Here is a 22,477-nt window from a genome sequence, read left to right on the forward strand (position 1 = left end):
CTACAGCTATATTTTTACTATATTTTATCTTGTAATAGCTATAATTAATATTCAAATTTTCTAATTTTTTTCTTTTCTATTTTAATTGGTTCATTAGAAAATGCCATTTCATTTAATTCATATATTTTATCTTGTAATAGCTATAATTAATATTCAAATTTTCTAATTTTTTTCTTTTCTATTTTAATTGGTTCATTAGAAAATGCCATTTCATTTAATTCATATAATGATGGAAGGTTGTTTTCAAATAATGTACGATTAATCAAAAAAGAGGAACCTTGAAATCTGGGATTTATTTCAATAAAATATAATTTATTGTTTTGAACAATAAAGTCTAAACCACAGATTCCCCTATAATTCATTTTTCCTAGTTTATTACCTATTTTTTTTGTACAATTATATAAATTATTAATAATTAATTTTGGAATTTTTTGTGCTTCGATATAGTCAGATCCTCTAAAAATCAACGGAGATTGATTTGGGTCAATTATCTGGATTGATGGTGAGAATATTATTTGATTAAATTTACCAACTAATATATGTATATTTATTGAATAACTATTTTTCAATAATGGTGAAACTAAATAAATATTGCACGGATTGAGTATGTTAGCTTTCATATTTTGATCTTTTTTAATTATGAAACTACCTAATCCGCCAGATGAATAATTATCTTGAATTACAAATTCATTTTCTTGTGGAAATAATTTTTTAAAATTAGAAAAGGTACATTCACTTCCAGTAACAGTACAAAATGATGGTACATCAATAAGATTTTGGGCCCATACACGAACTAATGTTTTGTTTGATAGCCAATCAAGCAATTCTCTTGAATTAATATTTAAAATATGCTCTTTGCATTCCGGAAATTTGTTTATGACTTCATATGCATAACTCTGGTTATAAAAAATAAAATTATATTTGTCTAATCTGTATTTTATATTTTTTATAATAAAATTTATAAACACATTTTTGTCATAAACACGTGAATGTTTTGGGCAACAATATATATTGCCATTTGTTCCATCTCCATAGAAGGTAATGGAACCATTAAAATAATGACCTGTATATGCCATATCTGACTGATACTTTCCAATGAACATTAAAAACATTTATTAATCCCTCCGCAATTATTTTGATTATTATTTGGGGCTAAAGAATACCTGTGTAATTTATAAAACTTATAGATGATATAATTTAAGTATTATTCATCCTTTAGATTGATAATATAAGATTATCCATCATCCTATTTATCCATCACCCCACCTCCAAAATTCCCCTTGCCAAAATCCAGATTTGCGTTATCATAGTAAAAACAAAAGATAGCAAATTCGTTTTGAAAGGAAGTTGAAGATATATGACAAAGACAGGATTGGTTTTAGAAGGCGGTGGCATGCGTGGCATCTATACTGCCGGCGTACTGGATGTATTTTTAGATCATAATATTACAGTGGATGGCGTGATCGGCGTATCGGCGGGAGCTATTCATGGAGCATCTTTCGTATCCAAGCAGCGTGGAAGAATATTGCATATAGCTTGGAATACCGAAACAATAAGGAATATATGAGTTTGAAGTCATTGCTGAAAACGGGAAATTTATTTGGCGTTGATTTTTGTTATGATCGGCTGCCGAATGAATTATACAAATTCGACTATGATGCATTCGAGGAGAATCCAACGAGATTTTATGTATGCTGTACAAATGTAGAGACCGGACAGCCGGAGTATCTGGAATGTACGGATCTTCGAAAGGATATGGACAAGCTACGTGCATCAGCATCACTTCCAATCGTGTCACAGATTGTAGAAGTAGATGGCAAGAAGTTATTGGATGGCGGAACTGCAGACAGCATTCCGATCTTCCAGTTCAGGAGAATGGGATATCGAAAAGATATCGTAGTTTTGACCAGACCGGAAGGTTACGTCAAGGAAGAAGACAGCATGTTGAAGCTGGAAGCAATCCGGTATAAGGAATATCCGGAGTATGTGAAACGAATAGCCATGAGGCATTTGTATTATAATAAGACATTGGAGAAGCTGGCTGAACTGGAACAGAAGGGCGAGGTTCTTATTATCCGTCCGAGTGTACAGATTGACATATCAAGAACGGAAAAGGATGATAAGAAGATTCAGGCAATGTACGATCTGGGCGTATATGATGCACAGAATAAGATTGAGGAAGTGGCTGCATTTCTGCAATAATGCATATCTGGATGATACAAAGGATCGTTATGATTTTGGTATCCGAGTTTGGATAGATACAGAAAGATTTATTTGTCAGTTTCTTACTACGGCTATAAGGCAGGAAGACTGCATATGAAAAAAGATAATATCTCAAATAAAGCTGACAATACAAAGGATAAGGCACAGGAGAATCATGTGAAAATGACACAGACTCCTGTGCCTTCTCTTATTCTGCGGCTGTCCTGTTCGACCGTTGTCAGTATGCTTGCCGGAACGACATACAATATCGTGGATATGTATTTTGTTTCAGATCTTGGAACCAGTGCAGTGGCGGCAGTTGGCATTTTATTTTCAGTGCTTGCGATGATACAGGCAGTAGGTTATACATTTGGGATGGGAGCAGGCAGCAGGATATCCAGGTTCTTAGGGGAGCAGAAAGAGAAGGAGGCGGGCAGAGATGCGTCTGCTGCTGTCCTGATGGCTCTTGTGGCCGGCTTGATACTGATGGCGGCCGGCTTCCTGTGGCAGAAGCCATTGATCGATTTTCTGGGTTCAACGGATACAATCGAGATCTACGCGCTCGATTATGGCTTCTGGATCCTGCTTACAGCTCCGGTCATGTGTGTGTCGTATGTACTCAACAATGTTCTGCGGGCGGAAGGGATGCCCGTCTGGGCATTGGTTGGAATTGGAAGTGGTGCTGTCTTAAATGCAGTCTTAGATCCGATTTTGGTGTCAGATTTGGAACTTGGAATCCGCGGAGCGGGAATCGCGACATTTTGTGGACAGAGCGTAAGTCTCATTATTATGCTGATCGTGATGCTGAGTGGGAAAAGTGTGATCAGGTTTAATAAAAATACAGACATAATGGATCATTTGTCCCAAAATGCAGATGCCAAATATAAACCAACAGGAATGCGAGTTAAAATTGAGCAGATAAAGAGAGAGGATAGACGGGGTTTAGCGGTGTTTAAGCAGACAGCCATCGATATTACGAGAACCGGAATCCCATCCTTTTTCCGTCAGGGGCTGGTCTGTGTGGCGACCATCCTGTTGAATCGGGCAGCCAGAGCATATGGGGATGACGTGATAGCTGCGATATCAGTATCAAATAAAGTATTTGCCATATTATTTGCAGTCATGGTCGGATATGGGCAGGGCTTTGCACCGGTGGCCGGTTATAATTATGGAGCAAAGAAGAATGATAGAGTAAGAAAAGCGATCATATTTACGATTCTAAGTCAGGTCATTGCATCGGCTGTTACAGGTATTCTTGTGTGGATATTTGCATCCTCGATTATCTCATTATTTGGGGAAAATGCGGCACTTGAGCTGGGAGTTCTTTCTCTTCGGATGCACGCGGTATCATTGCCATTTATGGCGGTGTGTCTGGTCAGCGGTATGTTATTTCAGGCAATAGGGGAGATCGGAAAAGCCATTCTCATATCCTCCACCAGACAGGGAATCTTTTTCCTGCCATTGATCTGGCTTCTTCCTATGTGTTTTCAGGAAACAGGCGTGGCTCTTACACAGGGAATCTCCGATGTACTGTCAGGGGTATTTTCATTGCCGTTTATACTTGTGGCGATTCATATGTGTAAAAAAACAGGTAGAAAATAGCTACATTTTTTAACAGGGCATTTACAGGAAATCTCCACCAAGAAAAAGATAGACATTTTTGGATGTGAATGGTATGCTTTAAGGTAAGATTGTGACGGTGGAAGCCATGTTCGACAGGCGGCTTTCATCCGGAAGACAGCTGTAGGAAGGTTGTGACACATGGAGTATATATTTGTGGATTTTGAGATGAATCAGATCGATAATTCTCATCCCGATGAATTAAAAATTTGCAAAAATGAAATAATTGAAATAGGAGCTGTTAAGCTGGACGATACATATAAGGAGATTGATTCATTCAAGACTTATGTAAAGCCGGGAATTACGCCTGTGACATCCAGAATAACAAATCTTACCGGGATCACAAATGAGATGGTAGACGATGCACCGGATTTTGCGATTGCGATGGATCGGTTCATTGCATGGGGCTTAAGCGCGGATGTGATCTATGCATGGAGTGAGAATGATCTGCGGCAGTTTAACCGGGAACGCAAGTTAAAATCCTACAATAACCCGGATGCACAGAAGCTTGCATCCAAATGGAAGGATTTCCAGAAGGAATTTGCACGTATGCTTGGAACCAGAAGAAGACTGGCACTGTCAGATGCGGTATTCTATCTGGGAGAAGATTTTCAGGGAAAAGAGCATGATGCATTGTGGGATGCCAGAAATACAGCAGAAGTATTCGTTCTTTCAAAGAACAGGGAGAAGTTTGAGAAGATCATGGCTCCGATTATGAATGCTTATAAACCAAAAGAGAATATGACCTATTCCATAGGAGATGTATTTGGAAACATCAATCTGCCGGAATAAATGGTCTTGGCATGATTGAGCAGACACGTTCTATGTGCCTGCTCAAAAAAATGTAAAAAGAAAGCAGAGGAAATTGAATTTGGAACTGAATAATTCGAATATGAAAAAGCTCATAAAACTGATCATTATAACTGTATTAGTCGTATTTTGCGTATTTCGTTTTGATAAAATCTATGCTTGCGGTACATGGATCATCGGGTTGCTTATGCCGTTCGTGATTGGATTTGCGATTGCGTTCATTCTGAATGTGCCGATGAAGGGATTTGAAAATCTGTTATTCCGAAATGAAAAAAGTAGATGGTATCGGTTCCGGAGACCGGTCTGTATGGTGCTTTCCCTTATCTGCGTCGTTCTGGTGATTGCTTTTGTGATCACGATGCTGATACCGGAGGTCAGCCGGACAATTACAGCGATCGGACAGCAGTTCCCGTCTACGATGGAGGCAATTAAGAATTGGGCGGTGAATCTGGCAGCGGGATATCCGGATATCGTTGACCGGATCATGGAGATTGATATTGCATGGGATAAGGTGAGTGAGAGTGCAATCAATCTGATAAAGAATGGAAGCGGAAGCCTGTTGTCATCAACATTTAATTTTGCAACCTCTGTTGTCAGCGGTATAGTCGATTTTGTGGTTGGATTATTTTTCGCAATCTATATTCTGGCACAGAAGGAGAACTTGAAGCGTCAGACAAAGGGTCTGATATATGCGTTATTTAAAGAGAAAACAGCAGATAAGATCATCAAGACCTGCGTTATGGCAGATGAGACATTTGCAAATTTCATAACCGGACAGTGCCTGGAGGCATGTATTCTGGGCTTGATGTTCTTTGTATCCATGAGCGTCCTTAGTATTCCATATGCACTGACGGTCAGTGTTACGATTGTGGTAACGGCATTGATTCCGGTCTTTGGTGCATTTATTGGATGTGGTGTTGGTGCATTTCTCATTCTGGTTGACGATCCGAAAAAGGTACTGGTATTTTTGATCCTGTTTATCATACTGCAGCAGGTCGAGGGAAATCTGATCTATCCGCATGTGGTAGGCGGTTCCGTCGGACTTCCATCTATATGGGTGTTGGTTGCAGTTATCATTGGCGGAGATCTGATGGGAATTCTCGGTATGTTGATATTTGTACCGTTATCCTCTGTCTTATATGCACTGGTGAAGGAATTCGTACTTATGAGATTGCGGGAAAAGGGAGTCGCCTGGGAAAAGTATGGAGAACCTTACGCTTCGACGGATGATGGCTGGAGGGAGAAACCCCGGAAGCGGAAGCAGAGACGACAGTCCAGACGCATGAAAGAGAAAAGAAGCAAGGAAAATGCCTGAGAGAAACGAGCTGGATAAAACAGGGCAAATGCCTGTTTATATAGACAAATGAAGAAAGAAGGATAATTTAAGATGTACAGAGATATAGCGAAATTGGTATTATATAGAAATCTGGGTGAGAACAGTATTCTGATGAAGCTGTCCGGGATATTTGAGGATTTTGACCGCGGAGACTGTCCGAATGCGGAGCTGGTTGCAAGGATCTACGACCAGATCAAGCGGTTGCTGGATCTTGCTACCGATTATGGATTTGACACAAATCTGTGGCACAATTATCTGGCATTTATTCTTATCACAAATGAGAATTCATTCTCTATGACGAGTGAAAAAGTGGGTGCCAATGACGGAACCGTTAATTATTTTGCAAAAAATGATTTCAAGATCTTCAAGAAGCTGTTTGATTTTGATTTCTCTGAGATTGAGGAAGCGTTGGATATTGACTGCTTCACGATCGTGAATAATTATAAAGCATCGGCAAGAAAGAACGTATGTATAATAAGAATGTCAGCACAAAGGTACAGGATATCAGCCGTGCGATCGAAGGGGCAAAGGATGAAAATGATATCTTCAAGATCGTGACGGATTTCTATAAGGCATATGGTGTTGGAATGTTCGGACTGAACAAGGCATTCCGTATCGTTCATCCGACAAATGGAGATATGCAGTTTGTTCCGATCAATAACACAGAGGATGTTCGTCTGGATGATCTGATCGGATATGAGATCCAGAAACAGAAGATCGTGGAGAATACGGAAGCCTTTGTTGCAGGACGTAAGGCAAATAATGCGCTGTTATTTGGTGACAGCGGAACCGGAAAGTCAACAACGATCAAGGCGATCATAAATGAATATTACGATCAGGGACTTCGTATGATCGAGATCTATAAGCATCAGTTTCAGGATCTGTCTCAGGTTATTTCCCAGATCAAGAACCGTAACTATCGATTCATCATTTACATGGATGATCTGTCCTTTGAGGAGTTTGAGACAGAATACAAATATCTGAAGGCAGTCATCGAAGGTGGCCTGGAGATCAAGCCGGATAATGTTCTGATCTATGCGACCTCGAACCGTCGTCATCTGATCCGTGAAACATGGACAGATCGTACCGATCTTGAGAATAACAATGGTATGCACAAGAGCGATACGATGCAGGAGAAGCTGTCACTGGTCAATCGTTTTGGTGTTACGATCAATTACAGCAAGCCATCACAGAAGGAATATTTCCAGATCGTTGTAGGTCTGGCAGAGAAGAACGGCATCCATATGACAGAGGAAGAACTGTGTGCGGAAGCAAACAAATGGGAGCTGTCGCATGGTGGAATCTCCGGTCGTACAGCCCAGCAGTTTATCAACTATCTGGCAGGAAAACAGGAGTAATGCAGCATGACAAAAAAAGAAAAGCAGCAGGTCGCTGAGATCTGCTGGATCTTGAATGAGACATATGGAACAGATTACAAGTGTTATCTGAATCATGAAAATGCATGGCAGCTTCTGATCGCAACGATGCTGTCGGCACAATGTACAGATGCCAGAGTAAACATCGTAACAAAAGATCTGTTCGTGAAATATCCGACCTTGCAGGCATTTGCCGATGCAGATATCAAGGAACTGGAAAAGGATATTTACTCGACCGGATTTTATAAGAATAAAGCGAAGAATATAATTGGCTGTGCAAAGAAGCTCATCAGTGAATATGGCGGAGAAGTGCCGAGTGATATCGAGAGCCTGACAAAATTAGACGGTGTTGGAAGAAAAACCGCAAATGTGATCCGTGGCAATATCTACCACGAGCCAAGTATCGTCGTTGATACACATGTAAAACGTATTTCCAGGCTGCTTGGGCTGACAGATAGTGATGATCCGGTGAAGATCGAGCATGAGCTTATGGAAAAGCTTCCAAAGGAACAGTGGATCTTATATAATATTCAGATCATTACACTTGGAAGAACGATCTGTATCGCCAGACGACCAAAATGTGCCGAATGCGCGCTGAACCGTGTGTGCCCATCGGCAAATGTAACGGAATAAGCAGTTGGCAGAATCTGGCACAAATGCTAAATTGCTATAAAATAATGCTATTATATCTGGACAAAGTGAAAATTCAGCGTTAATCTATACATGATGTCGCTGCATAAGACGGAAAAAGGTCTGATGTGGGGCGGATAATATCAGAAAATTATAAGTTTAAAATATAAAGGAGAAATGGGAAATGATCAATTTAAGCAGTTCAAAGGGTAAAAAGGTAGCATCTGCAATTATAGTTGGAATCCTGGTAGCAGCTATGGTAATCGGTATGCTTGCATATGCATTCTAAAAGGTATCAGGGATGAATAAAGAAAAGTTTCGATTTATACAGCAGAAGCGGTCAATCTTAAGATCGTTGAATAAACAGGAACATTCTGACGTAACACAAGCCGGCATAGGAGATGACTATAGCCGGCTTGTGTTGTTGGATAGTGAGCTTGCAGTAACGGAAGGACTCTGCCTTGCAAATGCACTGGGTACGGTGACTTCGGATGTTATCAAACAATATAATAAATTACGGCTTGGCGGGTATCAGCCATTTGCACTTACAGATACGGTTATGATGCCGGAAAATGACGAGAAGAAGATGAAGAAGATCCTGCGGGAGCTTTCTGATCTTGCGAAGGAGCTTCATGTAGATGTCGTGTATGGAGATACTGCGATCAGCGGGATATTCAAGGAGCCTGCGGTAACTGTAACGATGTATGGACGAAAGATATCGCAGGGCGAGAAAAATGCAAAGATCAAGCCGGATATGGATATCGTTATGTGCGGACAGACCGGCATCCTTGGAACCCTGCTTCGGGTAAGGGAAAGAAAAGAAGAGCTTCTGACCAGATATTCTGAGGAATATCTTCGCACAGCAGAGCAATTTGACCGGTTATTACTTATGAAGAATCAGGGAGATATTGCGATGGCATGTGGCAGTATATATGCACGCCACATCTCAACAGAAGGAGTATATGGCGCATTATGGGAACTGGCAGAGGCTGGAAATGTCGGGCTTCGGATCAGCCATGACCATATACCGATCATGCAGGAAACCATTGAGATCTGTGAATTTACCGGGGATGATCCATACCGGATCGATGGATGTGGAGCAGCGTTATTTGTCACAGCAGATGGTGGAATGTTAAGTAATCGTCTGTATGAAGCCGGATTTGAGGCTGCTGTGATCGGCAGAACAACAACCGGACATGACCGCGTGATCATCCACGATGGAGAGGAAAGCTTTTTGACACCATAAGAGCGAAGGGAGAAAAACATGTTAAATATCGTACTTCATGAGCCGGAGATGCCGGCAAATACAGGAAATATAGGACGTACCTGTGTGGCAGCAGGTGCAAGACTTCATTTGATCGAGCCTCTGGGCTTTCAGATCAACGAGAAGCAGTTAAAGCGTGCGGGTTTGGATTATTGGGACAAATTAGATGTAACGATCTATGATCATTTCAATGATTTCCTTGAAAAGAATCCGGGCGCAAAGATCTATATGGCAACGACCAAATCCAAACAGAAATATACAGATGTAAACTATGAGGAAGATGCCTATATCATGTTTGGAAAAGAGAGCGCAGGAATTCCGGAGGAGATTCTGTTAGACTATAAGGAAACAGCAGTCAGGATTCCGATGTTCCCGGAGATCCGTTCCCTGAATCTGGCAAATTCTGTAGCAATCGTGTTATATGAGGCACTCAGACAGCAGGGCTTCCCAGAGCTTGAGACGAAGGGACAGCTTCACCATTATGAGTGGTAAAAAGGAGTATTTATGAGTACATACATGGTAGATGGAAAGAAAATGATGAATATCTGTATCCTTGAGATTCTTCGGAAATATACGGATTCCGAACATACAATGGATCAGAAGGATATCATAAAGAAGCTGGAAACCGAATATGGAATGAAGGTTGACCGGAAATCCGTCAAGAGCAATCTGATGAATCTGGTGGATTTTGGTTATAATCTGGAATGTACGGAGATTGAACGTGAAAATAAAAACGGAGAGACCGAGATCCTGACAAAGGACTGGTATTACAATCATGAATTTGATGATGCTGAGCTTAGAATGTTGATCGACAGTATTTTATTTTCAAAGACGATACCGAGAAATCAGGCACAGGAGCTGATCGAGAAGATCAAGGGGCTTTCGAATGTGTATTTCAGTGCGAAGGTACAGCATGTGTGCAATCTGCCGGGGTTATCACATACCGATAACCGTCAGACCATGTTAAATGTTGAGATGATCGATGATGCGATCAGTGAGGGCAAGAAGGTTGCATTTCTCTATAACACCTATGGTATCGATAAACAGCTTCATCCAAGAAGGATACGAAGTATATCGTAAATCCATATCAGATGGTTGCAAATGAGGGCAAATATTATCTGATCTGCAATTATGATAAATATGACAATCTGTCGAATTACCGGATCGATCGTATGACGGAGATTGAGATATTAGATGAAAAGGTCAAGGATAAAAGTCTGGTAAAAGGGATGGAGCATGGACTGAATCTGCCACAGCATATGGCGGAACATCTCTACATGTTCAGTGATCCCGCAGCTACGATTGTATTAAAGGTTCAGAAAGGGAATATGGGTGATATTGTAGACTGGTTTGATAAGAACTTTGAAGTGTTGTCACCAAAATTTGTTCAGAACAATTATCCAGATAACTTTAATCCTGAGACAGATGCCAATAAGGCGTTTATCCGTGTGACCTGCAGCCAGAATGCCATGTTTCACTGGGCGATGCAGTACGGAACCAGCGTAGAGGTCATAGAGCCTGCAGATCTCCGCGAGCGTATCCGTGATGCTGTAAATGAGATGGCAGAACGATATAAATAATGATTTTGTTGAAAATATAGTTATTTAGAGACATAATAGAACACAGTAATTCAGAATGAGCTAAAGGAGGGAGCAGATGGATTTAGAGATATACCAAAAGTTGTGTGCTGAATCAAAGATTCTTTGGACACAGCATTGCTTGCAGCGAATGCAGGAAAGAGATATCAGTCGTGCTGATGTTAAGAACGGAATTGCAACAGGGGAAATCATAGAGGATTATCCAGATGATTTTCCTAATCCTAGTTGCCTGATTTTTGGATATAATATAAATGGACGGATTTTGCATATTGTTGCAGGTTGTGATAGTATAAATGTATATCTTATAACAGCGTATTATCCAGATACAAAGAAATTTGAAAATGATTTAAAGACTAGAAGAAAGAGGTGATGGATATGTGTATGTATTGCAAAAATAGCACAACCGTAAATAGTACAACGACACATGTTGTAAATTATAAAAATAGTATTATTGTAATTAAAAATGTTCCATGCCTTGAATGTGAACAATGCGGTGAAAAATATTATACGAATGAAGTTGCCGAACGGCTTGAAGCAATTGTTAATATGGCGAAGAAATTGATGCAGGAAATTGCTGTTATTGACTACCCACAGGTAGCTTAAAGGAAAAGCAGCTCTGGATAGGATATTCAGAGCTGCTTTTCCTTTAGTTCTTCTTAATACGGAACTTTCCGTTGGAGATATATTGTGTATCTTCTTCCTTCTTCACATGTACGGCTTTGATCGGAATTTGCATTTCCTTCTGCATAGGGAGAGAGAAAATGAATTCACTTCCTTCGCCAACCTTACTGGTGAGGGTGATATTCTCACCATGCGCCTTGATGATCTCTTTTGTGATGGCAAGTCCGAGACCGGTTCCGGTCTTATCCTTTCCGCGGCTTGGATCCGTTTTATAGAAACGGTCAAATACTTTCTTGATTGATTCCGGTGGAATTCCGACACCCTCATCCTTGACACTGACAAAGATTTTATCGGATTTTTCTGTGACCTGAACCGTAATCTGCCTGCCTTCCGGGGTGAATTTGATCGCATTGTCAACCAGATTGTAGATAACCTGCTGGATTCTTGTACGATCCGCATAGACAATGGTATTGTCGGTATGGAAGATTGCATGCAGATAAATGCCTTTGTCCTGGCAACGACCTTCAAAGGTGTTGATCGTAGGAAGAATAATGCTCTTGATATCAAAATTCGACTTATCAAGCTGGAGATCAAAGGAGTCGAAGTTGTTCAGTTCCAGAAGTCCCTGTGTCAGCTTGGTCAGACGCTTTGTCTCATTTAATACGATCTGTAGATATTTCTCATGCTTATCCGGTGGAATCGTTCCGTCAATCATGGCTTCAATATATCCTTTGATCGAGGTCAGAGGAGAACGGAAGTCGTGGGATATATTGGAAATGAAAGACTTTCGGTATTCATTGGAACGACTCAGCTCGTCTGCCATTTCCTCCATATATCGTGCAAGTTCACCAAATTCGTTATCGGTATGCACATCAATTCGCGCATTGAAATTTCCGGCGGCATACTGCTTGGAGGTTGCAATGATTTCACGGATTGGTTTTAATGTACTGTTCGTGATCAGCATTAAGGCGATCAGAGACAACACCACAATGACCAGAAATGGCATATAGGTGGATGCAAATGTTTTCTGCGCAATATCCTTGATAAACTGCAGTGACAAGTGAATGGACAGCAGTCCTGCATAGGATTTATCCTGATAAACAGGGGTACTGAGGCTTAAGGTTTTGGCTGAAAAGCAGCCGTTCAGCGTACCGGTTTTTACTGTCTGGGAATATATATCCGTCCGGTCATAAAAATCAGTGATCATCATATCTTTTGCAGCAGGACTTTCACTGTTTGAACAGTATATGATCTCGCCATTTGCAGTAGAAAGCCAGATCTCTGCGTTCATATCAGCAGCATGTTCATCCAGCTTCTGATAAAACGTATCCTTATCGATCAGGCCGTTCATATAATCCGTTACGGTGGTGCTGATGATAAGCTTGGATTCTGTTTTCAGATTTTGTTCTGTGTTGCTTAGCAGCTTTGACTGTGTCATATTGACGGTATACAGAGCAAGTACACTGAAGATTACAATGACCAGCAGGACAAAGCCGACAACAATCTTATCAAAAATCGTTTTTTTCATGGTCATTTAACCTCAAATTTGTAACCGATTCCCCATACTGTAAAAATGGACCAGTTATATTTATCGGTCAGTTTTTCGCGCAGACGTTTGATGTGTACATCAACGGTACGGGTGTCACCGACATATTCGTAGCCCCATAATTTGTCCAGAAGCTGTTCTCTGGTAAATACCTGATTTGGACGGCTTGCAAGGAAATACAGCAGTTCCAGTTCTTTTGGCGGCATTTCCAGATTTTTGCCCTCTAATGTAACGGTATAATTTGAAATATTAACGACCAGATTATCATACTCGACATAGGTGCCGATATGATCGGCATTTGTCGGATTATAGTTCTGGAAATTATCCGTCCGTGAGTTGCAGCGGCGAAGCAATGCACCGACACGGGCAACCAGTTCGTTGGAATCAAAGGGTTTTACGATGTAATCATCGGCACCGATCTTAAGTCCGAGCACCTTGTCAAATACCTCACCTTTTGCGGATAACATGATGATCGGTACATTGGACTGCTTTCTGATTTCCGTACATACCTGATAGCCGTCCATGCCCGGAAGCATGACATCTAATAGGATGAGATTTGGCATAAATTCGACAAATGCCTCCAAGGCAGAAGCTCCGTCTGCGGCAATCTGTGTTTCATAACATTCTTTATTCAGATAAAGGGAGATCAGTTCGGCGATGTTTTCGTCATCGTCAACGATCAATATTTTTTCTTTGTCCATATAGTTCTCCTTGTTGTTGTGTATTTTATAACTCTACAATCGTAACGCCGGCTTCGCCCTCCCCGTACTCACCCAGACGGAAGGATTTGACGTATGACTGCTTGCGCAGATAGTCATGGATGCCTTTCCGGAGTGCTCCGGTGCCTTTTCCATGGATGATCCTTACCTTGTGCAGGTGCGCCATCATGGCATCATCGAGATAACGGTCAACCAAAGAGGTAGCTTCGGCTACAGTCATGCCGAGTACATTGATCTCCGGCTGGATGTTTAGAGCCTTGCTCATTCCACGTTTATTATTGATCGATACCTGAGCGTTGTTCTGCTTTGGTGTCTCGATGATCACAAGATCAGAAGCAGGAAGCAGAGAGCTTAAGATGCCCATCTGAACCTTGATATTTCCCTTCGAATCAGCAGGAGCAGTAACCGTTCCTGTTGTATCCATGCTGATAACATGCACGGTGTCTCCGGCCTTGAAATCCTTTGCCGTATGATGGGAGGTCATGGATTTGCGTTTTTCCGGCGTCATCTTCCGGTAATCGTCCATCTTGGTACGGAGCTTTTTTCGTTCATTCTCCATAGTGCTCGCATCTGCTTTATGGGGATTTGTTGTCCATTTATTATATTTTTTAATGGCTGAATCCGCCATTTCCTTTGCTTCTTCCAGAATATCCGCCGCTTCTTCTCTTGCATCTGCAAGAATCTGAGCCTTCCTGGCAGAGAGTTCGTCATCCTTTGCTTTTGCCCGTTCCTGAAGCTGTCTGGCTTCTTCCTTAAACTGCGCAATCTCCGCTTTGTCCCGTTCAATCTCTTTTCGGCTGTTTTCCAGGTCGGATAGCAGTGTTTCGAAATCAACCTTGTTGCTGTCGATATTTGTCTTTGCCCGTTCGATGATATCGTCGGATAAGCCTAATTTCTTAGATATTGCAAATGCATTTGATTTGCCGGGAATACCGATGATGAGCCGGTAGGTCGGCATCAATGTCGCTACATCGAATTCACAGCTTGCATTCTGAACGCCCGGAGTCGACATGGCAAATAATTTCAGTTCACTGTAGTGCGTGGTAGCCATGCAGCGGATGCCCTGATCGTTTAAGCTGCTTAAGATCGCGATCGCAAGTGCTGCACCCTCGACCGGATCGGTTCCACCGCCAAGCTCATCGAAAAGGCACAGCGTGTTTGGTGTCACATGGTTCATGATATATACGACATTGCTCATATGGGAGGAGAAGGTCGAGAGACTCTGCTCGATGCTCTGTTCATCTCCGATATCGGCAAATACATCATCAAATACATTCAGTCTGGAACCATCCAGTGCCGGAATATGAAGTCCGGACTGTCCCATCAGAGTAAACAGACCCAGTGTTTTTAAGGATACGGTCTTACCACCGGTATTTGGACCGGTAATAATCAGCAGGTTGTAGTCCTCACCCAGTTTGATGTCGACCGGAACAACGGTATGTTTGTCTAAAAGTGGGTGGCGGCCCTGCTTGATATCCACGATGCCGTCCGTATTAAAGATCGGTTCGGTTCCCTTATAGGATCTTGCAAAATTCGCTCTTGCAAATATAAAGTCCAGATCGGTCAACGTCTCAAAGTCAAATTTTATATTTTCGTATTCAGATGCTGCCTGCGCTGACAGGTTCTCAAGAATTTTTTCAATCTCTGCCAGCTCCTGATTATCCAGCTCTTTTAACTGGTTGTTCAGATTAACTACCGCCAGAGGTTCGATAAATACAGTATTTCCACTGGAAGACTGGTCATGGATCATGCCCGGAAAGCTGTTCTTATATTCCTGCTTGACCGGGATACAGTATCTTCCATTACGCATCGTGATCAGATTATCCTGAAACATTGTCTGCTTGCTCTGGTCGGTTACAAGTTTGTTCAACTGGTTATGTAACTTTTCATTTGTCAGTTTTTTGTTCCGTCTGACCGCCTTCAGACCGGACGATGCATCGTCTGCGATCTCGGATTCTGACAGGATACAGCGGTGGATCTCCTGACTTAAATGTTCCAGCGGAACAAGTTCCATGAAGCGGGAGTAGAGGCTGTCATGTGCCTTTTCCTCGTTATCATCGCTGCTGCCATATTGTCTGGCGGATAGTGCCATATCAAGGACACTTCCGATATCCAGCAGTTCCTTGATGCCGAGTGCTCCCTGCACCTCCAGTCGCTTGATCGAAGCGCCGATATCACGGAGACCGGCAAATGACAGGTTGCCCTGTGTATTCAGCCGGATCAGCGCATCTCTTGTTTCCTGCTGTAAGGTCTGGATCAGTACCGGATCCTTGCGGGGCTTCAGGCGTTCACATTTTCGTTTTGCCATCGGGGATGCCGCGTAGGAGGTCAGCATTTCTACAATTTTATTATATTCTAAAAGTCTTAAAGTCCTTAAATTCATATCATTTTCTCCATCTTAAATGCACAAATACGCATACACAATCCATTATAAACAGTTTGCCTGTGACTGTCCAGTGTGGGATACGCACAATAGACGTGCCTTAATTAAGTTTTTGCTGTGTTACCGACACTATGGCTGATAGGGGTACATAACAAGACTTGCAATATTTCTATTCGGTTCGCACATTTATGAACCAGCAGTCGCCCAAATTCTCAGACATATGTTTATAGGAAAATCCTTTTATCAATTTCCTCTGGCATATTGACGACTCTTTTTTTTATAATGTTTATGCCATTTTTTCAGGTTAGATCGGCTTGTGAAAATAGGGCAGGGATATTGATGAAAATAAATATGAAAATGTAATGTGGGGTGAGAGAAAAAAGGACGGGTCAATAAGTAAAAAGTAAGGATACTGTAGAAAATCGTAAGTAACAAGGAGGAGAAAAGAAAATGATACAAAAGAAGATAAGAAGCCTGATCTATGCAGGCTTGGGATTGGTTCTGTGTGTATTGCTGTGTGGCGGAATCGGTATGACAGCACAGGCGGAAGAGGAAACATATAATGGTTTTACATATGTTTATGAATCGTGGAGTGATACAATTACAATTTTTGGGTATAAAGGTAATAAGACAGAGATTGTGATTCCGGGAGAAATTAAAGGGAAAAAAGTAACCGATATAGGCGAGCTAGCATTTATGGGTTGTAAGAATTTAAAAAGCATAATAATATCGAGGTGTGACCGAAATATATGGTGGAGCATTTGAAGGTTGCAGCAGTTTTTTACTGGATAAACTTGTTTTCCTTTCTGATATCCGTTACAATCAGACTTGGAGAGACGGAGGCAATATACAAAGCTAAAATATGCATGTTATTCTGTTTTATCGGGAAAGGAGATAGAACATGGATAACGAAATTGTATATTCCTCCAAGGCTACTGATCAGAAAGCACAGTATGATGCCAGCGCCAAGCGGTTGCTTGGACAGAAGATCATATTGGCGCATATACTGATCAGGGTAGTAGAAGAATTCAAAGATATGGATGCAGATACGGTTGCCTCATTGATCGAAGGTGAACCGTATATCAGCCAGATTCCGGTTGAACCGGGATTAACGAACAAAGATATGTTGGATGCCAGAACCGGTGAACGGATTGTCGGACTGAATACAGAAAATTCCGAAATTGATGAGGGAAAGATATATTTTGATATTATCTTCTATGTACGGATGCGGGATGGACTGGCGAAAATGATCATTAATCTGGAAGCCCAGAAGAATGAACCGACAAAGTATTTTATCTTAAATCGGGCAATCTTCTATACGGCAAGACTGGTGTCATCCCAGAAAGAGCGGGAATTTACAGGTTCTGACTATAACGAGATCAAACAGGTGTATTCCATCTGGATCTGTATGAATATGAAAGAGAACAGTCTGAGTCATATTCATATGGTAAAAGATGATTTACTTGGCGAACAGGACTGGAAAGGCAATCTGGATATTCCTAACATCGTGATGATCGGATTGGCAAAGGAGATACCGCCTAAGGAAGAACGATATGAACTGCATCGCTTACTTGGAACGCTATTGTCGCAGACAATGACGGCAGAACAAAAATTGAAGCTGATGAAACAAGAGTATGACATACCAGTAGACAGACACGGTATCAGAGACGAGGTGAAGATCATGTGTAATCTGAGTGAAGGCGTAGAAGAAATGGGATATGCGAAGGGCGAAGCCGCTGGCAAAGCCACTGGCAGGGCAGAAGGCGAAAAAATAGGCGAAGCACGAGGTAAGGTCATTGGAAGGTCTGAAGGAAGATCGGAAGAAAGAGTTGATATTATCCTGAAAATGCATAAGAAAGGCTACACCTTAGAACAGATCATGGATGTAACCGATATGAGCGAATCGGAAATTAAGGCAATTATAGACTAAAGACACAAGCAGGACAGGTAACATGTATATTTTAGTAGAAGTCCAGATATGGCAGAAATGCTGTATCTGGACTTTTATGCTTTATTACAGGTATCAGGAAATTTGACAATTTATCTAAAAAGTTAAAAAGAATTTGTACACTATTGACAGGCAATATATGCTTTTTTATAATAAAACAGTATCTGAGGTTGACATGTAAATATATACATGCATATACCCAAAACGACAAAAATGAGAAAGAAAAGAGGAATAACAGATGAAACAGGTGATGAAACGATTAACGGCATTATTGCTTGCAGGGATAATGATTATTAGTATGATTCCTGAGCTGACAGTAAAGGCAGCAGGTAATGCGAACATTCAGTGTGTGTTCAAATGCGGAGCAAATGTTACAGGAGTTCTGGATATTACGGGTACTCTGACTCTGACCGGTACCGGAAGTACATATGAGGGAGATAGTGAAAATAACTGGACCAATTCATTCTGGTATGGGGATAAAAATAAGAATGGATTTGAAACATATCAGGGACGAATCAATCGTGTTGTAATTGGGGATGGGATCACATCAATCGGAAACTATTTATTTAGAGCTTGTAGTAGTTTGAATTCTGTAACAATCGGTAAAGATGTTCAGACGATTGGTAAATATGCATTTAAGGATTGTGATATGTTAACAAGCATCAATATACCGGGTAATGTACAGGTTATTGATGAATATGCATTTTATTACTCCGGACTTAATGATGTTCGGTTGAATAAAGGACTGCAGTATATTAATAAAGGTGCGTTTGAAAAGACAAAGGTTACCGCTGTGACGATACCGGAAAACACAATTAATATAGAAGAGCGTGCGTTTGGAGATACAGTAAAGAATATCACGATCTCAAAAGGTGTATCAGCTATTCAGGCAAAAGCTTTTTTGGCAGAAAATGCATATGTTGATGTGTTAGATGATAATGTTGTTCTTTCCAGATACGCATTTGGAGAAGGAACTACATTAAAAGGAAATGCTGCTTCAACTGCAGCAAAATTTGTAAGTGACACCAATAAAACTGCTTCTTATGATGGTTATTATAAATTTGAAGTCAGACCGATCAAGGTTTCCTTCGCAGCAAATGGTGGTACATGTAAACAGCAGAGCATGTCGGCTATTCCTGGTAAATATTATGGTACATTGCCTGCTCCGACCAGAAAGGGATATACATTTGCAGGTTGGTATACAAGCCCTGCCGGTGGCGTTAAAGTATCCAGACAGAGTAAGGTTGCAAATAAGAATATTACATTATATGCACATTGGACAAAGGTTAAAGTAGCGAAGGCAAAGAAACCTGGCGTTAAGAGTATATCAAAGAAAAAAGCAAAAGTAACGATAAAAAGAGTCAAGAATGCATATGGATATCAGATTTGTTATTCTACTAAGAAAAACATGAGTGGAGCAAAGAAAAAAGTAACAAAGAAATTATCCAAGACATTAACCGGATTAAAATCTAAAAAGAAATACTACGTTAAGGTTCGTGCATTTAAGAAGGATTCTACCGGAAACCGGGTGTATGGAAAATGGAGTGCTGTAAAAGCAGTCAAGATTAAATAATCTGATATTAGAGGTGCAGCGCTCACAAAAAAGTAGAGTGTAAATATAAGGAAGAGCAAAAACAGCCGCCAGTCATTCAACTGGCGGCAGTTTTTATGTTCTTACGAAGTGTATTAATTCTTTTGTATTTGAATGCCGGTCGTATAAGATTATTTCCGTCCATATCGGAAATCACAAAGATCTGCACCTTCGGCGATCGTCTTTGTCCGGATGAGCTTCATCTGCATCATGTCTGCAAGAACATAGTCCATGCGGCACAGGTATTTTGCCAGTTCAAAGCAGCCTTCATCCCGACAGAGATTACAGATACCGCAGGTATGATAGTCGTAGCCAAGTTCAAAATCATCTTGAGGAGTTCCCTCAATGATATCAACGACCCAGTCATTTTCATATCGGCGTAAATGGGAATCTGCTGACCATTTCAGTCTGCCTGGCATCTTCTTTTTATCGAGATAGCTGTCAACATTTCCAAGAACCATGTGGAACAGCTTGTTGGAAGATAAGCCGTTCTTGTACAATTCAAAGCAGGCCTCCGGTGACAGTGGGGTTTTACGGTTTAAGGCGATAAAATATGCACCCATGCAATAGGAACTCATAAGTCTGGATTTGCCAATGTCCTTCGCATTTTTCATAATCGATACATATTCCTGCTTTATTGCTTTTTTATCAATATTCAACCTCTGTTTTGCTGCCTGTTTCATACAGGAGCTGTGATAAAAATATCCAAATAATTTCTGTGTAAATCCATATTCCATTTTAAACTGCCTCCATACTAGTCAAATTCCAGTTCGATGATCTGGCATATTTTCTTCCATATAGAGGAATTAATAATGTTTCCTGTACGGTTCCTTTTTCAATCTTAATTTTTTTCATGTTTTGGTTCCTCCTGTTTTTTTATTCCAAGTGCTGCTTCCAGTCCATGAAGCAGAATGTTCATTGCTTCTAAAAATGCCTGTTTGCACTCAGGTGTGATCCCGTTTTTGCAGGAATCATCTGCGATTATTTCACAGACCATCGAGAACTCAGAGGATGAGAGAATATAGACTGTTTTTTCTGATAATTGATTTGATGCAAGTCCTCGTTTGTATAATTCGGAATAATACTGCATTGCAAATCCGGTGCATTGTTCAATGTAGATTTTACGAAAACGGCTCAGGTATGTACCGGAGTCATTTTTTAAGAGCATGTGAAATAACTGCATGTCATCCTCTAACAGCTCAAAGGTGCGGATGGATATCCCGGAATATAAGACCTGAAGTAACTGATCATCTGTCATGGAAGTAAAATCTGCATGCAACATAGATTCGGAAAGCAGCATAAGCTTATTTCCGCTTTCCGCAAAAATTTCTTCAAACATATCTTCTTTGCCGGAAAAGTGTTTATAGATCGCTCCCGGTGTTATGCCTGCTCGCGCTGCGATCTTACGCATGGAGGCTTCCTGATATCCATATTCTAAAAAGATATCTCTGGCACTTGCAAGGATGGCTTCTTTTGTTGCTTTTGTACTTTCTCGAATTGTTCTCACTCCCTGTCTGTTTAAAATGGTAAACACTGTTTACTTTATAGCACAGATCATAAATGAAATCAAGAAAATAATGAATACAAGATTAAAACAATTACTTGCGTTATAGAAGAAAGTTAGGTAAAATAATCTCTGTATGTAAAATGCTAGAAATGAATGATACTATATAGAAGAAAGTAAAGTAGTTGTGAGGGAGATGGACGATGAAATTATCCATTTTGTGTTGTTTAACGGACGACGAAGAATTAAACAAGGCGACCATTGAAGTATTTGAAAAGATGGCGGCATATGGGCTTGGTAAGAATAATAAAGTCCGGATCGGTGAAGAATTTGCAAATGCAGCAGGGGAAGGCAGTATGGCATTTGCAGAAGGAAGTAGTACTGATATTGGCGACAGTGATCTGTCGGCGGATGATATTTCTCAGGAAAAGATCAGCATGGGTGAAAAGAAGAAGCATGCTGAGACTGAGAAAGAAAAAGTAGAAAAGAAATCAGAGACTGTAGTTTCGGATGCGCAGATGGCAGAGTATTCGGTTCAGTTTGTGCTGAATACCAGTCAGGTAACAGCAGATAAAGACTGGTATAATAATGTGATCACCAGGATCGGTAATCCTGCATTTACGGTAACAATTGACGATACCGCATATACTGCACCGGCAGAAGCATATCATCAGATGGCAGAGAAAGCAGAGGGAGATTACTGTGCATTTATAGAAGCCGGAGATGTGATCTCAGAGAATCTGGCAGAGATCCTTACAAATGGAATTACAATCTGCCCGGGACATCATGTATATATGGTCGCAAAAACATTTGCAAATGCAACGAAAGGTGCATTTCGTAATTTCTTAAAAGTCACAGACAGTAAAAAGGAATTAAAACCATTTTATGTGATTGATCTGAAAAATAAATACGACTGTTATCCATTTACTTTTGCAGGAACAATATTAAAGACGGATATTTTAAAGAAGCGTAACGTGAATGCTTCATTGGGACTGGAAATGGAACGTGATTTCTTCCTGCGTTATTTAGCAGAAGAAATGAAAGTTGTATATCTTCCGGGTGTGGAATATACAGCATATGAATATGAGGAGCATGATATTACATTTTATCGTGGATTGTATATGCAGGAGTGGTATTTTGATTCTATTACAGAATTCTGGATGCCGTTCTTAACAGAAATGAAAGAAAAATATGGAAGGATACCGGTATTTATCCAGTATAACTTCATGTATTCCATACATGCCAGATTTGAAGGCAACATGGACAACCGGAATAAGCATGTAATCGAGGAAGCCATGGCGAAGAGTATCTGGAACTGATAGGCAGGTC

The 22,477-nt window shown here is 40.8% G+C and carries 21 protein-coding genes and 2 pseudogenes; 17 read left to right on the forward strand and 6 right to left on the reverse strand.

The features are described from left to right. Positions 1-146 precede the first annotated feature (146 nt). On the reverse strand, positions 147-1,112 hold the full coding sequence (locus DXA07_RS07815) for an ATP-grasp domain-containing protein (protein ID WP_118484134.1): 966 nt from the start codon (positions 1,110-1,112) through the stop codon (positions 147-149). 281 nt (positions 1,113-1,393) lie between these two features. Here DXA07_RS07815 and DXA07_RS14080 point away from each other — a divergent pair. The 13 genes and pseudogenes from DXA07_RS14080 to DXA07_RS07870 all read left to right on the forward strand — a co-directional run. Next, positions 1,394-1,806 (forward strand): annotated as a pseudogene (locus DXA07_RS14080) (patatin family protein); the annotation flags it as partial. Positions 1,807-2,001: 195 nt separating this feature from the next. After that, on the forward strand, positions 2,002-2,202 hold the full coding sequence (locus DXA07_RS14085) for a DUF6363 domain-containing protein (protein WP_348980802.1): 201 nt from the start codon (positions 2,002-2,004) through the stop codon (positions 2,200-2,202). A 114-nt stretch (positions 2,203-2,316) separates the two neighbouring features. Then, positions 2,317-3,804, forward strand: a complete 1,488-nt coding sequence (locus DXA07_RS07825) for an MATE family efflux transporter (RefSeq protein ID WP_118484136.1) — start codon at positions 2,317-2,319, stop codon at positions 3,802-3,804. A 159-nt stretch (positions 3,805-3,963) separates the two neighbouring features. Further along, the gene (locus DXA07_RS07830; RefSeq protein WP_117784669.1) at positions 3,964-4,614 is read left to right on the forward strand and encodes a 3'-5' exonuclease; all 651 of its coding nucleotides are present in this window, start codon (positions 3,964-3,966) and stop codon (positions 4,612-4,614) included. A gap of 79 nt (positions 4,615-4,693) precedes the next feature. Next, the gene (locus DXA07_RS07835; RefSeq protein ID WP_243015431.1) at positions 4,694-5,947 is read left to right on the forward strand and encodes an AI-2E family transporter; all 1,254 of its coding nucleotides are present in this window, start codon (positions 4,694-4,696) and stop codon (positions 5,945-5,947) included. Between the two features lie 72 nt (positions 5,948-6,019). Continuing rightward, a pseudogene (locus DXA07_RS07840) lies at positions 6,020-7,326 on the forward strand (ATP-binding protein). A gap of 6 nt (positions 7,327-7,332) precedes the next feature. Next, the gene (gene nth, locus DXA07_RS07845) at positions 7,333-7,977 is read left to right on the forward strand and encodes an endonuclease III (RefSeq protein ID WP_118484140.1); all 645 of its coding nucleotides are present in this window, start codon (positions 7,333-7,335) and stop codon (positions 7,975-7,977) included. Positions 7,978-8,275: 298 nt separating this feature from the next. Beyond that, on the forward strand, positions 8,276-9,220 hold the full coding sequence (locus DXA07_RS07850) for an AIR synthase family protein (protein ID WP_117808534.1): 945 nt from the start codon (positions 8,276-8,278) through the stop codon (positions 9,218-9,220). Positions 9,221-9,238: 18 nt separating this feature from the next. Beyond that, positions 9,239-9,730, forward strand: a complete 492-nt coding sequence (gene trmL / locus DXA07_RS07855; protein ID WP_118484142.1) for a tRNA (uridine(34)/cytosine(34)/5-carboxymethylaminomethyluridine(34)-2'-O)-methyltransferase TrmL — start codon at positions 9,239-9,241, stop codon at positions 9,728-9,730. Between the two features lie 12 nt (positions 9,731-9,742). Further along, positions 9,743-10,318 (forward strand): hypothetical protein, encoded by a 576-nt coding sequence (locus DXA07_RS13490; RefSeq protein WP_243015432.1) that lies wholly within the window; start codon positions 9,743-9,745, stop codon positions 10,316-10,318. A gap of 11 nt (positions 10,319-10,329) precedes the next feature. After that, positions 10,330-10,818: a WYL domain-containing protein gene (locus tag DXA07_RS13495; RefSeq protein ID WP_243015433.1), complete on the forward strand. Its 489-nt coding sequence runs from the start codon at positions 10,330-10,332 to the stop codon at positions 10,816-10,818. A 76-nt stretch (positions 10,819-10,894) separates the two neighbouring features. After that, positions 10,895-11,206: a DUF4258 domain-containing protein gene (locus DXA07_RS07865; RefSeq protein WP_118484144.1), complete on the forward strand. Its 312-nt coding sequence runs from the start codon at positions 10,895-10,897 to the stop codon at positions 11,204-11,206. 11 nt (positions 11,207-11,217) lie between these two features. Continuing rightward, a complete protein-coding gene (locus DXA07_RS07870) occupies positions 11,218-11,439 on the forward strand; it encodes a type II toxin-antitoxin system MqsA family antitoxin (protein WP_348980796.1) in 222 nt (73 codons plus the stop codon). Between the two features lie 43 nt (positions 11,440-11,482). Here DXA07_RS07870 and DXA07_RS07875 read toward each other — a convergent pair whose 3' ends face one another. The 3 genes from DXA07_RS07875 to DXA07_RS07885 are packed head-to-tail and all read right to left on the reverse strand — an operon-like array spanning position 11,483 to position 16,105. Next, the gene (locus tag DXA07_RS07875; protein WP_118484146.1) at positions 11,483-12,985 is read right to left on the reverse strand and encodes a HAMP domain-containing sensor histidine kinase; all 1,503 of its coding nucleotides are present in this window, start codon (positions 12,983-12,985) and stop codon (positions 11,483-11,485) included. A gap of 2 nt (positions 12,986-12,987) precedes the next feature. Then, positions 12,988-13,704, reverse strand: a complete 717-nt coding sequence (locus DXA07_RS07880; RefSeq protein ID WP_117808537.1) for a response regulator transcription factor — start codon at positions 13,702-13,704, stop codon at positions 12,988-12,990. A gap of 25 nt (positions 13,705-13,729) precedes the next feature. Continuing rightward, positions 13,730-16,105 carry an endonuclease MutS2 gene (locus DXA07_RS07885; protein WP_118484148.1) on the reverse strand — a complete coding sequence of 792 codons (2,376 nt, stop codon included), beginning with the start codon at positions 16,103-16,105 and terminating at the stop codon, positions 13,730-13,732. Between the two features lie 450 nt (positions 16,106-16,555). Between DXA07_RS07885 and DXA07_RS07890 the strand changes: the two genes are divergently transcribed. From DXA07_RS07890 to DXA07_RS07900, 3 genes are all read left to right on the forward strand, one after another. Beyond that, on the forward strand, positions 16,556-16,870 hold the full coding sequence (locus DXA07_RS07890; protein ID WP_182427550.1) for a hypothetical protein: 315 nt from the start codon (positions 16,556-16,558) through the stop codon (positions 16,868-16,870). 136 nt (positions 16,871-17,006) lie between these two features. Further along, positions 17,007-18,035, forward strand: a complete 1,029-nt coding sequence (locus DXA07_RS07895) for a hypothetical protein (RefSeq protein ID WP_118484150.1) — start codon at positions 17,007-17,009, stop codon at positions 18,033-18,035. 256 nt (positions 18,036-18,291) lie between these two features. Next, the gene (locus DXA07_RS07900; RefSeq protein WP_118484152.1) at positions 18,292-19,626 is read left to right on the forward strand and encodes a leucine-rich repeat protein; all 1,335 of its coding nucleotides are present in this window, start codon (positions 18,292-18,294) and stop codon (positions 19,624-19,626) included. Between the two features lie 149 nt (positions 19,627-19,775). Here DXA07_RS07900 and DXA07_RS07905 read toward each other — a convergent pair whose 3' ends face one another. Beyond that, a complete protein-coding gene (locus DXA07_RS07905) occupies positions 19,776-20,381 on the reverse strand; it encodes an L-2-amino-thiazoline-4-carboxylic acid hydrolase (RefSeq protein ID WP_118484154.1) in 606 nt (201 codons plus the stop codon). Between the two features lie 104 nt (positions 20,382-20,485). Further along, complete coding sequence (locus tag DXA07_RS07910; protein WP_118484156.1) at positions 20,486-21,151, reverse strand: TetR/AcrR family transcriptional regulator; 666 nt, start codon at positions 21,149-21,151, stop codon at positions 20,486-20,488. A gap of 200 nt (positions 21,152-21,351) precedes the next feature. Between DXA07_RS07910 and DXA07_RS07915 the strand changes: the two genes are divergently transcribed. Continuing rightward, positions 21,352-22,467 carry a hypothetical protein gene (locus tag DXA07_RS07915; protein ID WP_118484158.1) on the forward strand — a complete coding sequence of 372 codons (1,116 nt, stop codon included), beginning with the start codon at positions 21,352-21,354 and terminating at the stop codon, positions 22,465-22,467. Positions 22,468-22,477 lie beyond the last annotated feature (10 nt).

Origin of the sequence: Clostridium sp. AM54-37XD (assembly GCF_003478225.1) — a bacterium.
In the GTDB taxonomy this organism is placed as follows: domain Bacteria; phylum Bacillota; class Clostridia; order Lachnospirales; family Lachnospiraceae; genus Coprococcus; species Coprococcus ammoniilyticus.